At 73.2% G+C, this 13,897-nt stretch carries 13 protein-coding genes; 7 read left to right on the forward strand and 6 right to left on the reverse strand.

The window, feature by feature from the left end:
• Positions 1-369 precede the first annotated feature (369 nt).
• Together OO54_RS27875 and mca are read right to left on the reverse strand one after the other, a co-directional pair.
• The gene (locus OO54_RS27875; RefSeq protein ID WP_033207707.1) at positions 370-600 is read right to left on the reverse strand and encodes a hypothetical protein; all 231 of its coding nucleotides are present in this window, start codon (positions 598-600) and stop codon (positions 370-372) included.
• A 1-nt stretch (position 601) separates the two neighbouring features.
• Positions 602-1,483 (reverse strand): mycothiol conjugate amidase Mca, encoded by an 882-nt coding sequence (mca, locus tag OO54_RS27880; protein WP_033207710.1) that lies wholly within the window; start codon positions 1,481-1,483, stop codon positions 602-604.
• A gap of 98 nt (positions 1,484-1,581) precedes the next feature.
• Here mca and OO54_RS27885 point away from each other — a divergent pair, with 98 nt between their 5' ends.
• From OO54_RS27885 to OO54_RS27900, 4 genes are all read left to right on the forward strand, one after another.
• Positions 1,582-1,983, forward strand: coding sequence for a DUF4307 domain-containing protein (locus tag OO54_RS27885; RefSeq protein ID WP_033207712.1), 402 nt, complete (start codon positions 1,582-1,584; stop codon positions 1,981-1,983).
• Positions 1,984-2,171: 188 nt separating this feature from the next.
• The gene (gene greA / locus OO54_RS27890) at positions 2,172-2,669 is read left to right on the forward strand and encodes a transcription elongation factor GreA (protein WP_017239792.1); all 498 of its coding nucleotides are present in this window, start codon (positions 2,172-2,174) and stop codon (positions 2,667-2,669) included.
• Positions 2,670-2,808: 139 nt separating this feature from the next.
• Positions 2,809-5,388 carry a protein kinase domain-containing protein gene (locus tag OO54_RS27895; RefSeq protein ID WP_033207714.1) on the forward strand — a complete coding sequence of 860 codons (2,580 nt, stop codon included), beginning with the start codon at positions 2,809-2,811 and terminating at the stop codon, positions 5,386-5,388.
• Positions 5,389-5,392: 4 nt separating this feature from the next.
• On the forward strand, positions 5,393-7,669 hold the full coding sequence (locus OO54_RS27900; protein WP_033207716.1) for a protein kinase domain-containing protein: 2,277 nt from the start codon (positions 5,393-5,395) through the stop codon (positions 7,667-7,669).
• Between the two features lie 30 nt (positions 7,670-7,699).
• Here the strand turns inward: OO54_RS27900 and OO54_RS27905 are convergent, their stop codons facing one another.
• The 3 genes from OO54_RS27905 to ilvA all read right to left on the reverse strand — a co-directional run bounded on the left by OO54_RS27905 (position 7,700) and on the right by ilvA (position 10,928).
• On the reverse strand, positions 7,700-8,548 hold the full coding sequence (locus tag OO54_RS27905; protein WP_033207718.1) for an ABC transporter permease: 849 nt from the start codon (positions 8,546-8,548) through the stop codon (positions 7,700-7,702).
• Entirely contained in the window at positions 8,545-9,576 is a 1,032-nt protein-coding gene (locus tag OO54_RS27910; protein WP_033207720.1) for a daunorubicin resistance protein DrrA family ABC transporter ATP-binding protein, read from the reverse strand. The genes OO54_RS27905 and OO54_RS27910 overlap by 4 nt, the downstream gene beginning before the upstream one ends.
• 122 nt (positions 9,577-9,698) lie before the next feature.
• On the reverse strand, positions 9,699-10,928 hold the full coding sequence (gene ilvA, locus OO54_RS27915; RefSeq protein WP_033207722.1) for a threonine ammonia-lyase: 1,230 nt from the start codon (positions 10,926-10,928) through the stop codon (positions 9,699-9,701).
• 148 nt (positions 10,929-11,076) lie between these two features.
• Here ilvA and OO54_RS27920 point away from each other — a divergent pair, with 148 nt between their 5' ends.
• The 3 genes from OO54_RS27920 (at position 11,077) to OO54_RS47610 (ending at position 12,501) form a co-directional block, all read left to right on the forward strand.
• Positions 11,077-11,634, forward strand: coding sequence for a MarR family winged helix-turn-helix transcriptional regulator (locus OO54_RS27920; protein ID WP_017239786.1), 558 nt, complete (start codon positions 11,077-11,079; stop codon positions 11,632-11,634).
• Between the two features lie 64 nt (positions 11,635-11,698).
• Positions 11,699-12,253, forward strand: coding sequence for a sigma factor-like helix-turn-helix DNA-binding protein (locus OO54_RS27925; protein ID WP_033207725.1), 555 nt, complete (start codon positions 11,699-11,701; stop codon positions 12,251-12,253).
• Positions 12,250-12,501 (forward strand): hypothetical protein, encoded by a 252-nt coding sequence (locus OO54_RS47610; RefSeq protein WP_033207727.1) that lies wholly within the window; start codon positions 12,250-12,252, stop codon positions 12,499-12,501. The genes OO54_RS27925 and OO54_RS47610 overlap by 4 nt, the downstream gene beginning before the upstream one ends.
• A 222-nt stretch (positions 12,502-12,723) precedes the next feature.
• On the opposite strand, the gene OO54_RS27935 is transcribed toward OO54_RS47610, so the two are convergent.
• On the reverse strand, positions 12,724-13,878 hold the full coding sequence (locus OO54_RS27935) for a cystathionine gamma-synthase (protein ID WP_033207730.1): 1,155 nt from the start codon (positions 13,876-13,878) through the stop codon (positions 12,724-12,726).
• Positions 13,879-13,897: the final 19 nt, after the last annotated feature.

A 13,897-nucleotide genomic window follows, 5' to 3' on the forward strand; every position in this document is an offset into this window, starting at 1 on the left:
CCTGCGCCCGTTGCGGGCCCGCGTCATGGGCCCACGCCCCCGCGTTGCGGGCTGCGCCCCGGCCCCGCCCGTCATGGGCAATCGTTCCGCCGGGGCGGTGCCCACCGCCCGCGCCCGCGCCCCCGCGTTGTGGGCAATCGTTCCGCCGGGGCGGAACGGGTGGGCACAACGGACGGCGCCCCTTGCCGGGCCCAGGCTTCCGCGCCTGAACCCGCACGGACAGCGCGATGCTCAATGGGTGCGGGTCCAGGCACAAGGGGCGGGGGCGCCGCCGAGGGCGCCGTCCCGTGTGCCCACCCGTCCCGCCCCAGCGGGACGATTGCCCACACGGGGGTGGGCGCAGGCCCGTACGGGCGGGGGGCGTCCGGGTTACTTGGGGGACGGGGTCGGGGAGGGGGTGTCCGGGGTGGCCGTGGGGTCAGGGGCCTCTTCGAAGGAGACCTTGCCCATGTGGCGGTTCATGGACTTCATCAGGAACCAGACCGCGAGGGCCAGCGCGGCGAAGACGACGAAGCCGAGGACGCCGGGGGTCACCTTGTTCTTGTCCAGCTCTTCGGCGGCGAAGGGGACAAGCTGGGTCAGTGCCAGGTGTGCGCTCATGTCAGGCATTGTCGCGGATGCCCGCGAAGAGATCTTCCTCGGGGAGGGAGGTCGGGACCAGCGCCTTGCTGAGCTCGTACTCCTCCGTCGGCCAGACCTCCTTCTGGACCTCCATGGGGACCCGGAACCAGCCGCCGTCGGGGTCGATCTGGGTGCGGTGGGCGATGAGGGCCTTGTCGCGGGTCTCGAAGAAGTCGGCGCAGGGCACGAACGTGGTCAGCGTCCGGGGCTGGCGCTCGAACTCCTTCCAGCGCTCCAGCCACTCCCCGTAGGGCGACTCAAGGCCGCGGGCGATGAGCGCCTCGTGCAGGGCGGTGGTGCGGGGGAGGTTGAAGCCCTGGTTGTAGTAGAGCTTCAGGGGCTGCCAGACCGGGCCGAACTCGGCCTCCGGGTACTTCTCGGCGTCGGCCGCGCCGTCGAAGGCCACCATCGTGATCTTGTGGGTCATGATGTGGTCGGGGTGCGGGTAGCCGCCGTTCTCGTCGTAGGTCGTGACGACCTGCGGACGGAAGGAACGGATCTTGCGGACCAGCTCGCCGGAGGCCGTGTCGACGTCCTCCAGGGCGAAGCAGCCCTCCGGCAGCGGGGGCAGCGGGTCGCCCTCGGGGAGACCGGAGTCGACGAAGCCCAGCCACTCCTGGGAGACGCCGAGGATCTCGCGGGCCTCGTCCATCTCCTTGCGGCGGACCTCGTGGATGTTCTCCTCGATGTAGGGGTCGCCCTGAAGCTGGGGATTCAGGACCGAGCCTCGCTCGCCGCCCGTGCACGTCACGACAAGGACGTCCACCCCCTCGGACACGTACTTGGCCATCGTCGCCGCACCCTTGCTCGACTCGTCGTCGGGGTGGGCGTGAACGGCCATCAGTCGCAGCTGCTCAGTCAAGACTCGATCCTCAGTGATTCGATGCGAAGCCAGGTCTCTATAGTGACGGAATCGGGGGAGCGAAAATTCCGCCACCCCCGGCTTCGAGAGGATCGATCATGAGCGCGGTGCGAGAGCAGCTGCCCGAGGGGCGCTACGGGCGCTCAGCGGACGAGCGGGCCGACCGCAAGCTCAAGATCATCGGTGCCGTGCTCGGTGTCCTCTTCCTCGGCCTGATGGGCTGGTTCGGCTGGCACTACGTCGTCGCCAACAAGATCAGCGCCGAGATGATCAAGTTCGACGTGGTGAGCGACACCGAGGTCCAGGTCCACCTGGAGATCCGCAAGGACGAGGGCGTCGAGGGCGTCTGCACGCTGCGCTCCCGCTCCGAGGACGGGGCCGAGGTGGCCCGCAAGGACGTGCGGGTCGACGACCCCGGCAGCCGGGTCGACCGCGTCTACTCGCTGCGCACCACCGCCCGCGCGACCAGCGCGGAACTGATCGGGTGTACGGCGCCGTAGCGGTGGGTAGGGACCGGGTGACGAGTCCTGGCGGGTCACCACGGTGACCTGGGGAGACGCCATCCTGATGGTTTATGTCCTCCCGCTTTTCGCCACTCATTGTTAGGCTCGTGGTTTCGCCCACCCGGGACGCCGGCATTCCCGTGTAGGGCGATGCTTTGTATTCCCAGTACCTACGAGGAGCACCTGTGACCCAGACCAGCGACAACGTCACCTGGCTCACCCAGGAGGCGTACAACAAGCTCAAGGACGAGCTTGAGTACCTGTCTGGTCCCGCGCGTACCGAGATCGCGACCAAGATCGCCGCGGCGCGCGAAGAGGGCGACCTGCGCGAGAACGGCGGGTACCACGCGGCCAAGGAGGAGCAGGGCAAGCAGGAGCTCCGGGTCCGCCAGCTCACCCAGCTGCTCCAGCACGCCAAGGTCGGCGAGGCGCCGGCGGACGACGGCATCGTCGAGCCCGGCATGGTCGTCACCATCGCCTTCGACGGCGACGAGGACGACACGATGACCTTCCTGCTCGCCTCCCGCGAGTACGCGAGCGGCGACATCGAGACCTACTCCCCGCAGTCGCCGCTCGGCGTCGGCGTCAACGGCAAGAAGGCCGGCGACGACGCGGAGTACGAGCTGCCGAACGGCAAGAAGGCCACGGTGAAGATCCTCAGCGCCAAGCCGTACTCCGGCTGATCCGCACTTCTTCGGCGAAGGGCCGGCCCCCTCCTGGGGGCCGGCCCTTCGCCATGCATGTACGTGTCATGATGCGGGACTGACGTGGCGTCACACACGCGTCGCGCACGTCACACGTCACACACGTCTGCATGGGGGGATGGACGAGGTGCTCGGACCGCTGCGCGAGGGCGCGCCACGGCAGATCGGACCGTACGAGGTGCTCGCCCGGCTCGGCGCCGGCGGCATGGGCGAGGTGTTCCTCGGCCGCTCCGCCGGCCCGGCGGGGACCGGGGACGGGAGCGGTGATCCCGCCCCCGGGAGCGCCGGGCCGGCCGCCCGGAGCGGTGGAGCGGCGTCCGGAAGCGAAGGATCGGGCGACGGGAGCGGTGGAGCGGTGGGCGACGGGGCCGCTGCCCCGGGCGGGGATTCCGCCGCCGGGTCGCCCGGGCCCGTGGCCGGGGTGTTCGTGGCGGTGAAGACCGTGCGGCGGGACGTGGCGGGGGATCCGGCGTTCCGGGATCGGTTCCGGCGTGAGATCAGGGTGGCGGGGCTGGTGGGCAGCCGGTACGCCGCGGCGCCCGTGGGGGGCGACGCCGATGCCGAGGTGCCGTGGCTGGCGACGGCGTACGTGCCGGGGCCGAGCCTCGCCCAGGCGGTGCGGCGCGGCGGAGCGCTGCCGGTGGCCACCGTGCGGGCGCTCGGCGCGGACGTCGCGCGGGCCCTGACCGACCTGCACCGGGCGGGGGTCCTGCACCGGGACCTCAAGCCGGGGAACGTCATGCTGTCGGTCGAGGGCCCGCGCCTCATCGACTTCGGCATCGCCCGCAGCAACGCCGCCACCACCATGACCGCGACCGGCCTGATGGTCGGCACACCGTCCTTCATGTCCCCCGAGCACGTGGCGGGCGCCCGGCACGTGACCGCCGCCTCCGACGTCTTCTGCCTCGGTTCGCTCCTCTGCTACGCGGCGACCGGCGAGGACCCCTTCGGCGACGGGCCGCTCGCCGCCGTCCTCTACCGGGTCTCCCAGGCCGAGGCCGACCTGTCCCGGGTGCCGGACGAGCTGCGCGAGACCGTCGCCGCCTGCCTGGCCCTCGACCCCGCGGCCCGGCCGACGCCCGAGCGGCTCGTGGAGCTGCTCGCGCCCGGTGCCGGGGCGAAGCCCTTCCCCTGGCCGGAGGGCGTACGGGAGCACATCGGCGAGTACGGGCGGGAGCTCGCGCAGCTGGTGGCCTCGGGCGGGCCGCTCCTGGAGGCGCCGCGCGTCACCGGGCCGGTCGTCACTCCCGCCGTGCCCGGCCTGCACTCCGTACCGACGGAGGCTCCGCTCCCGCGGCCCGCCGCGCCGCCCCGGCGGCGCCGGGGCCGGGGCCTCGCCGCCGTGCTGGCCCTCGCGGTCGTGGCCGGTGGCGTCGGCACGTACCTGCTGTGGCCGGAGCAGAAGAAGCCGAAGGCCCCGCCGCGTGCCGCCCCGCCCGCGGCGCCCCGCGTCCCGGGCGTCGACGACCGGGGTCTCGCCGACGCCTCCGGGCTCGTCCCGCAGAACGCGGCCCAGCGCCCGGCCGGCTGGAAGCCCTGGCACACGAAGCTGACCGCCCCCGCCTTCGGCTGCTCGGCCAACGAGAAGGTGCTCGTCTGCCGGACGACGGACGGGCGGTACGAGGCGCTGGACCCGGCGAGCGGGACGAGGCTGTGGGACGTGGAGCGCCCGAAGGACACGCCCGGCGACACGTACACCAGTGGCCACGGCTATCCCTTCGCGGCCGGCAGCGCCACGCGCCCCACGGTTCACGAGGGGAGCGTGGTCCTGGTCGCGGGGCGCGTTCTGCAGGTGCGCGACGCGCGCACCGGGGCCGCGCGCTGGGAGAAGCCGGCCCAGGGGCCCCAGGGCTTCTGGGCCACGCGCCCCGTGGTCGCGGACGGGATCGTGTTCGCGGCGACGGAGGTGCAGGAGGACAACTCGTGGGTCAGGGCCGCCCTGACCGCGTTCTCCCTGGCCGACGGACGGCAGCTGTGGTCGAAGGAGCTCACCAACGGGCAGATCTCCTTCGCCGAACGCAAGGCGTACGAGCCGGTGGCGTACGCGCGGGGGGTCGTCTACGCCCTCAGCCAGGGCGGCCTCGTGGCCTACGAGGGCAGGAGCGGCACCCAGCTGGGACAGGCCGAACCGGACGCCAGGGAGTGCGAGACCGTCAAGGTGCTGGGCGCTGCCGCGTACTGCGCGGGCGACGGGTTCGGTGCCGACACGGACACCACCCTGCACGTGCTCGACGCCCGCACCCTCGCCACGAAGGCGTCGCTGCCGGGTGCGCTCGGCAAGGCCGCGCCCACGGCGGTCGGTCCGCGCGCCGTCGTGTCCTGGGACAAGGGCCTGCGGATCCTCGACCCGCGCACCGGCGAGACCCTCGCGTCCTTCCCGCTGAAGGCGGCCCCCGCGGGACTGGCCCAGACGTGGTCGTCGCCGCTGCTCGCGGGCGATCAGGTCGTGTACGCCGACTACTCGGCGCTCTACAGCGTGCGGCTCGGAGCCGACGGCAAGCCGGGCGGGCTCAAGGTCACGCCGGTCCCGGGGGCACCCGGTGCGCGGGCCGAGGAGGAGGACTACGACCCGAACTACGGCGAGTTCGTCGCCAAGCAGATCCGGGAACCCGAGGTCCTGCCCGTCGGCGGCATCGCGTACGTCGTCTTCGACAAGGGCGTCGTCGCCGCCGTCGAACTTCCCGCCGAGAAGGAGTAGTCCGTTGCTGGAAGCCCTGCCCGTCGGACAGCCCCCGCGTCTCGTCGGCCCTTACCGGCTGCTCGCCCGGATCGGCGCCGGCGGCATGGGCGAGGTGCACCTGGCCTGCCGTGCGGACACGCCGACGGCCGATCCGTACCGGATGGTCGCGGTGAAGACCGTCCGGGAGGAGCTGGAGGTCGACGCGGACTTCCGGACGCGGTTCCGGCGGGAGATCGCGGCGGCCCGGACGGTGGACGGGCCGGGGGTGGCGCGGCTCGTGGACGCGGACGCCGACGCGGCCTCGCCGTGGCTGGCGACCGAGTACGTGCCGGGGCCGTCGCTCGCCGAGGCCGTCGTGCGGTCGGGGGCGCTGCCGGTGCCGGCCGTGCGGGCGCTGGGCGTGGCGCTCGCCGGGGCGCTGGCGGGGGTGCACGGGGTGGAGGTGCTGCACCGGGACCTGAAGCCGGCGAACGTGTTGCTGGGCGCGGCGGGGCCGAAGTTGATCGACTTCGGCATCGCGCAGGCCTTCGAGGCGACGGCGCTGACGTCGACGGGTCTGGTGGTGGGCTCGCCCGGGTTCATGTCGCCGGAGCACCTGGTGGGGAGCCGGGCGGTGGTGCCGGCCTCCGACGTGTTCTGTCTGGGCGCGGTGCTCGTGTTCGCGGCGAGCGGCCGGGGGCCGTTCGACGACGAGGAGATGGGCGCGGTGATCTTCCGGATCAGCCGGGCCGATGCCGAACTGTCCGGCGTTCCGGAGGAGTTGCGGCCGGTGGTGGAGCGGTGTCTGCGTCTCGATCCGGCCGGGCGGCCGTCACCGGCCGAGCTGGTGTCGCTCCTCGGCGGCGGGGACGCGCCCGAGGTGTTCCCCTGGCCCGGCGGGGTGCTGTCGCTGCTCGGCGAGTACGGGGAGGCGGCCCGGAGCATCGGGGAGGCGGCGGGGTCCGGCGCGGGTGTGGCGGACCTGCCGACGCTCGGCCCGGTCGTCCCCTACTCCCCCACGGCGATGACCGACCGGCCGGTGGTCCCGCCCGCTCCCGTCCGGCGCCGCCCGTGGGGCGCGGTCGTCGCGGGCGCGGTGGCGGTGGCCGTGCTGGCAACGGCGGGCGTGGTGCTGCTGAACCGGACCGGCGAGGAGGGCGGTGCGTCCACGGGCGGGAGCGCCGGGCCGACGCCGGGCACCGGCACCGGCACCTCGGCCCCCGTCGCGCTGAGCCGGGTCGTCCTGCCGTACGGCTCCGAGGGCCGCACCAACGACTTCGGCAAGGCCGGCACGGACCGCGCGTACCGCCCGGCGGGCTGGGCTCCCTGGACCACCGAGGTGGAGCCGGGGGTCGGTGCCTGCGCGCTCTCGCCGAAGCTGCTGGTCTGCCCCGGGAACGCCGGTGCGGTGACGGCACTGGGCGCGGCGGACGGCAAGGAGGTGTGGAAGGTGCCCGCGCGGGCCGGGAGCGAGCTGAGCGGGCCCAAGTACCCGGCGGTCGTCGGAGACGAGGTGTACGTGACGGGCATGGACGGGGTCTCCGTCTACGGGCTCGCCGACGGGAAGGCGAAGGGCAGGATCCCGGGGCCGGAGGGCGACTGGGGCATCAAGCACACCGATCTGGTGGACGGTGTCCTGTACTCGACGTACTTCGGCGTCCGCGAGGAGGGGACGGGGCTGCTGACCGCCGTCCGCCTGAAGGACCGCCGACAGCTGTGGAGCGCACGGCTCGGCGGCGTGCCGGAGGAGCTCGTCGTGGGCGCGGGCAAGGCGTTCGTCACGCTCGGCTCGGACGAGTCGCTGGCGTTCGACGCCGACGAGGGCGGGAAGCCGGGCCGGATCCGGGAAGCCTGCGGCACCTTCGTGGTGCACGAGAAGAGCGGGAGCGTGCTCTGCGCGGGCCGTGCGGACGGGTCGGTCGTGGTCCTCGACGCGCGGACCCTGAAGGCGCTACGGGCCCTGGGCGGCGGCGGGGGCATGCTGAAGGCGGGGCCCGCCGTCGGCGCGGACGGTCTGGTGGCGGTGCTCGACGGCCTCGGCGAGCTGGTCGGGTACGACCTGGGGACCGGGCGTGAGCGGTGGCGGCAGTCGGCCGACTCCGGCGACCGCGTGTACCTCGTGGGCGACCGGGTCGTCACCACCGGCCCGTTGTGGGTGGTGTCCTATCCGGCGTCCGGGAAGGGCGACGTGGAGAGGTACCAGCCCAACACGCCCGACAGCCTCGGGCATCTGCAGTCCGGCGGTGACGCGCTGGCCGCCGGAGGGGCCGTCTTCCTCGCCCTCCCCGACGGCCTCGCCGTCTCCGCCTACCTCCCCTGACCATCGGGCCAGGGGAGGTGGGCCGGAAGGTCACACCGTCGCCGAGCGGTACTTCCGTACGGACAGGGTGCGGAAGACGAAGACGATCAGGATCGAATAGAGGATCGACGCCCAGACGGGGTACCGCATGGGCCAGGCGTCGGACTGGACGACGCCTGGGTTGCCGAAGAGTTCGCGGCAGGCCTGGACGGTGGCGCTGAAGGGGTTCCATTCGGCGATGGGGCGGATCCAGTCGGCCATCATGCTGGGGTCGACGAAGGCGTTGGAGACGAAGGTGACCGGGAAGAGCCAGATCAGGCCGCCGGAGGTGGCCGCCTCGGGGGTGCGGACGGAGAGGCCGATGAGGGCGCCGATCCACGAGAAGGCGTAGCCGAGGAGGAGGAGCAGGGCGAAGGCGCCGAGGGCCTTCGGGACGCCGTTGTGGATGCGCCAGCCGACGAGCAGGCCGACGATCGCGAGGACCACGAGGGTCAGCGCGGTCTGGACGAGGTCGGCGAGGGTACGGCCGGTGAGGACGGCACCGCGGGCCATCGGCAGCGAGCGGAAGCGGTCGACGAGGCCCTTGTGCATGTCGTCGGCGATGCCCGCGCCCGCTCCGGCGGTGGCGAAGGTGACGGTCTGGGCGAAGATGCCGGCCATCAGGAACTCGCGGTAGACCGCCGGGTCCGTGTTGCCTCCGACGCTCATCGAGCCGCCGAAGACGAAGCTGAAGAGGACGACGAACATGACGGGCTGGATGAGCCCGAAGACGACCATCTCCGGGATGCGGCTCATCCGGATCAGGTTGCGCTTGGTGACGACCAGCGAGTCGTTGATCGACTGGGCGACGCCCCCACGCGGCCTGGGGGCCCCGGGGACGTTGTCGGTCAGAGTGGTCACGAGGCCTTCTCCTTCCGGTCCTTCCGGCTCTTGCCGGCGGCGCCCGCCGTGCCGTTCTCCTCCTCTTCCTCGCGCTCGGCCGCGTGGCCGGTGAGGTAGATGAAGACGTCGTCGAGGGTGGGGCGGCGCAGGCCGATGTCGTCGATCCCGACGCCGACGGCGTCCAGGTCGCGGATGACCTCGGCGAGCAGCTTGGCGCCGCCGGTGACGGGGACGGTGAGCTTGCGGATGTGGTTCTCGACGGAGACGTCGCCGTGGCCGGTGCCCGCGACGCCGTAGCGGGCGAGGACGTCCCGGGCGCCGGCGATCATCTCGGGCTGCTGGACGACGACCTCGACGCGTTCGCCGCCGGTCTGCGCCTTGAGCTGGTCGGCGGTGCCGCGGGCGATGACCTTGCCGTGGTCGACGACGCAGATGTCGTGGGCGAGGTGGTCGGCCTCCTCCAGGTACTGGGTGGTGAGGAGCAGGGTCGTACCGCCCGCGACGAGCTCGTTGATGACGTCCCAGAGGGCCTGGCGGTTGCGGGGGTCGAGGCCGGTGGTCGGTTCGTCCATGAACATGACCGGCGGGGCGACGACGAGGGCCGCCGCGAGGTCGAGGCGCCGGCGCATGCCTCCGGAGTACGTCTTGGCGGTGCGGTCGGCGGCGTCGGAGAGGCGGAACCGGTCGAGGAGTTCGCCGGCCCGTTCCTTCGCGGCCTTCGCCTTCATCTGGTAGAGCTGCCCCACCATCTGGAGGTTCTCGCGGCCCGTGAGGTACTCGTCGACGGCGGCGAACTGGCCGGAGAGCCCGATCGAGCGGCGGACCTCGTTGGGGTGCTTGAGTACGTCGATCCCGGCGACGACGGCCCGGCCGCTGTCCGGCTGGATCAGTGTCGTCAGGACGCGCACGGTGGTCGTCTTCCCCGCGCCGTTCGGACCGAGCAGGCCCAGGACGGTGCCCTCGGGCACGTCGAGGTCCACGCCGTCCAGAGCTCGTACGTCACCGAAGGTCTTCACCAGACCCTCGGCGTAGATCGCGCCTGGCATAGGAATTCTCCCAGGGAGATTCGGGCGTTTCCGTCCGATCCTAGGCGCGCCGGGCGGACCCCGCCCAGTGGATTCGTGACCTGCGCCACACCGTCTCGGGGTGGTGCGCGGCGCGGTACGGGTCAGCCGAGGACCGTGTACCCCGCGTCCCGCAGCGCGTCCTCGACCTCCCGGCAGTGCTCCGGGCCCTTGGTCTCCAGGTGCAGCTCCACCTCCGCCTCCGCCAGGCCGAGGCGCGGGTCGGTGCGGACGTGGCTGACGTCCAGGACGTTCGCGTCGACCACCGTCAGGACCGCGAGCAGCGTCGCGAGCGCGCCCGGCCGGTCCGCGACCCGCAGCCGCAGGCTCAGGTAGCGGCCTCCGGCCGCCATGCCGTGCCGGAGGACGCGCTGGAGCAGCAGCGGGTCGACGTTGCCGCCGGACAGGACCGCGACCACCGGCCCCTTGAACGCCTTCGGGTCTTCGAGCAGGGCCGCGACCGGGCTGGCGCCGGCCGGTTCGACGAGCAGCTTCGCCCGCTCCAGGCAGAGCAGGAGGGCCGAGGAGAGGGCGTCCTCGGAGACCGTGCGGACCTCGTCGACGTACTCCTGGACCAGCGCGAACGGCACGTCGCCCGGCCGCCCCACCTTGATCCCGTCCGCCATCGTCACCGGCGACTCGATCACCACCGGATGCCCGGCGGCCAGCGAGGGCGGATAGGCGGCCGCTCCCTCCGCCTGGACGCCGATCACCTTCACGTCCGGGCGCAGCGACTTCACGGCGAGCCCGATGCCGGCCGCCAGACCGCCACCGCCGACGCCCACCAGGACCGTCCGGACCTCCGGGCACTGCTCCAGGATCTCCAGGCCGACCGTGCCCTGGCCCGCGATGACGTCGGGGTGGTCGAAGGGGTGGATGAAGACCGCGCCGGTCTCCAGCGCGTACCGCTCCGCCGCCGCGAGCGTCTCGTCGACGACATGGCCGTGCATCCGGACGTCGGCGCCGTAGTCCCGGGTCGCCGCCACCTTCGGCAGCGGGGCGCCGACCGGCATGAAGACCGTCGCGTGCACACCGAGCAGTTTCGAGGCGAGCGCGACGCCCTGCGCGTGATTGCCCGCCGAGGCGGCGACGACGCCGGCCGCGCGCTCCTCGGGACGCAGGCAGGCGATCCGCACGTACGCCCCTCGGAGCTTGAAGGAACCCGTCCGCTGGAGGTTCTCGCACTTGAGCTGGACCGGCGCTCCGACCAGGGACGACAGGTGGCGGCTGCCCTCCATCGCGGTCACCCGGGACACCCCCGACAGCATCTTCTGCGCGCCGCGCACGTCGTCCAGCATCAGATGGTGCAAGGGGTCTCGCGTACGGAAGCTCATGACACCAAGTCTCGCAGCTCACGGCCCTGGTGGCCGCCCGGCGGACAGGTGCGTCAGCGGGTTTGGTCAGCCCTGGTACGCACTCCGTCGGGTCCGCGTACTCTGTCCCCCACCGACCGATCACTCCCTCAGAGAGAGACCCACAGCCATGCCCACATCTCAGGACATGACGACTGAGCTCGACCCCGGTCTCCTCGACGCCCTCCAGCACCAGGTGGCCGTCTTCGCCCGCCGGGCCGAACAGACCCGCCTCGGCGGCACGGGACAGCTCCGCAACTCCATGGACCGGGCCGCCTACCTGCTCCTCAACAGGCTGGACCAGGAAGGCCCGATGGGCGTCAAGGCGCTCGCGGCCGGCATGGGCATCGACTCGTCCACCGTCACGCGGCAGGTCGCCCCGCTCGTGGACACCGGCCTCGTCAAGCGGACCTCGCACCCGGAGGACGGGCGCGCGGTCGTGCTCCAGCTGTCGCCGCGCGGTCTCGCCCGCCTGGAGGAGGTCCGCTCCTCGCGCCGCCAGCTGATGGTCGAGGTGACGGACGGCTGGACCCAGGACGAGCGGGAGTCGTTCTGCAACCTGCTCACGCGCTTCAACACCGCCCTGTCCGCGCGGCAGTCGGGGCACGGCCCGGCGGGTGCGGCGGGCGCGGCGCGCGCGGCGGCGGAGACCACGGCCGAGACGACGGGCGCGACGCCGGCCGAGTAGCCGGCCCCCCGGCGGTGGGCACCGACCCCTTGACCCCGTCCGTCCGCTGTCCTCATATGAGGACGTGGGACGACAGTCGAGTGAGCATGATCGCGAACGTGCCTACCGCACGCGGGAGTTCGACGCGTTCGTGGCCGGGGCGGCGGGTCGGCTGCTGCACACCGCGACCCTCCTCACCGCCGAGACCCGCGGCCGCAACCCGTACGCCCGGGACCTGCTGACCGCCTCGCTCGCACACACGTACGCCATGTGGGGCCGGCTGCGCGACGAGGACCCGTACGACCTCACCCGCCGCGACCTGGCCGCCCGCTTCGCGCGCGGCGCCTGGCGGCACCACGGCGGGCACGGCGGGGTGCTGTCCGCCCTCGGCCCGCGGGAACGGCTCGTGGTCGTCCTGAGGCTGTACGAGGGCGTGGCCGAGGAACAGGTCGCGGCCCTGCTCGGGGTCTCCGAGGCGCGCGTCCGTGCCGTCTGCGCCCGCTCCGTGACGGCGCTGCGGGAGGCGGCGCGGCTCGGCTCGGGGGCTGCGGGGCCTGCGGGGGCCGGGGGGACCGCCGGGGCCGCGGGGGCCGTCGCTCACCGTGAGACCGGGGCCGGGTCCGCGGGGGCCGCCGCGTGAGCCGCTACGGGGACAGGGAGGCGGCGGTGCGGCGGCTGCTCGACACCCCGCATCCACCGGTGCCCGGCGACCTGTCGCTGCGGGCCGCCGAGCGCGGGGCCCGGCTGCGCCGCCGCGCCCGTACCGCGCGGCGGGTGTGGTGGGCGGTGTGCGCGGTCGCGGCGCTGGCCTTCGTCGTGTGGGCGTCGGCGGCCCGGCCCTGGGAGGTTCCGCCGGCGGCGACGACGCCGGTGGTCGAGGGGTGGTGAGGCGGCCGGCCCGGCAGGCCCGGGCGCGGACGGTGGGCACGGAAGCCTTGGCCCGGCAGGCCCGGGCGCGGACGGTGGGGGCGGAAGCCTTGGCCCGGCGAGGGGCGCCGTCCCGTGTGCCCACCCGTCCCGCCCTGCGGGACGATTGCCCACACGGCGGGGCGGGCGGGGGGCTGGGCGGAGGCCCGGGCGCCCTTGTGGGGGACCGGGCCTCGGGGGGGACTAGCCGAGTGCCTGGCGGAGGTCGGCCAGGAGGTCGTCGACGTTCTCGATGCCGACGGAGAGGCGGACGAGGTCGGCGGGGACCTCCAGGGCGGAGCCCGCGACGCTCGCGTGCGTCATGCGGCCGGGGTGCTCGATGAGGGACTCGACACCGCCGAGGGACTCGCCCAGGGTGAAGAGCTGCGCGCGGTTGCAGACCTCGACCGCCGCCTCCTCGCCGCCCTGGACGCGGAAGGAGATCATGCCGCCGAAGGAACGCATCTGCTTGGCGGCGACCTCGTGGCCCGGGTGCTCGGGGAGGCCCGGGTAGAGGACCTGGGTGACCTTCGGGTGCTGGGTGAGCATCTCGACGATCTTCGCCGCGTTCTCGCTGTGGCGGTCCATGCGCACGGCGAGGGTCTTGATGCCGCGGAGCACGATCCACGAGTCGAAGGGTCCGGCGACCGCGCCCATCGCGTTCTGGTGGTACGCGAGCTCCTCGCCGAGCGCCTCGTCGGCCGTCACGAGGGCGCCGCCGACGACGTCCGAGTGTCCGCCCATGTACTTGGTGAGCGAGTGGACGACCACGTCGGCGCCGAGGGCCAGCGGCTGCTGGAGGTACGGCGAGGCGAAGGTGTTGTCGACGACGAGCTTCACGCCGGCCTGGCGGGCGACGCCGGCGACGGCCTCGATGTCGGTGATGCCGAGGAGCGGGTTCGACGGGGTCTCGACCCAGATCAGCTTCGTGCGGTCGTTGACGGCGCCCCGCACCGACTCGATGTCGGAGGTGTTCGCCACCGAGAAGTCGACGCCCCAGCGCTCCACGACCTTGGCGAAGAGCCGGAACGTGCCGCCGTAGGCGTCGTTCGGGATGACCACGTGGTCGCCGGGCGCGAGGAGCGTGCGCAGCAGGCAGTCCTCGGCGGCCAGGCCGGAGGCGAAGGCCAGACCGCGCCGGCCGCCCTCCAGGGCCGCCAGGTTCTCCTCCAGGGCGGTACGGGTCGGGTTCGCGCTGCGGCTGTACTCGTATCCGCCGCGCAGCCCGCCCACGCCGTCCTGCTTGTAGGTGGACACCTGGTAGATGGGCGGGACGACCGCGCCGGTCAGCGGGTCGGCGGTGTTGCCCGCGTGGATGGCGCGGGTCTCGAAGTTCTGATGCGTGTGCTGGTCGCTCATGAGTCAGGAGCGTAGTCGC

This window comes from Streptomyces wedmorensis (assembly GCF_000716445.1).
Classification (GTDB): domain Bacteria; phylum Actinomycetota; class Actinomycetes; order Streptomycetales; family Streptomycetaceae; genus Streptomyces; species Streptomyces wedmorensis.

What these genes read in the sequence shown, in the direction of transcription:
- OO54_RS27885 (WP_033207712.1), top strand. Translation starts at nt 1,582, where the DNA reads ATGAGCGCGGTGCGAGAGCAGCTGCCCGAGGGGCGCTACGGGCGCTCA.
- OO54_RS27920 (WP_017239786.1), top strand. Translation starts at nt 11,077, where the DNA reads ATGCCCACATCTCAGGACATGACGACTGAGCTCGACCCCGGTCTCCTC.
- ilvA (WP_033207722.1), bottom strand. Translation starts at nt 10,928, where the DNA reads ATGAGCTTCCGTACGCGAGACCCCTTGCACCATCTGATGCTGGACGAC.
- OO54_RS27895 (WP_033207714.1), top strand. Translation starts at nt 2,809, where the DNA reads ATGGACGAGGTGCTCGGACCGCTGCGCGAGGGCGCGCCACGGCAGATC.
- OO54_RS27910 (WP_033207720.1), bottom strand. Translation starts at nt 9,576, where the DNA reads ATGCCAGGCGCGATCTACGCCGAGGGTCTGGTGAAGACCTTCGGTGAC.
- OO54_RS27935 (WP_033207730.1), bottom strand. Translation starts at nt 13,878, where the DNA reads ATGAGCGACCAGCACACGCATCAGAACTTCGAGACCCGCGCCATCCAC.
- OO54_RS27875 (WP_033207707.1), bottom strand. Translation starts at nt 600, where the DNA reads ATGAGCGCACACCTGGCACTGACCCAGCTTGTCCCCTTCGCCGCCGAA.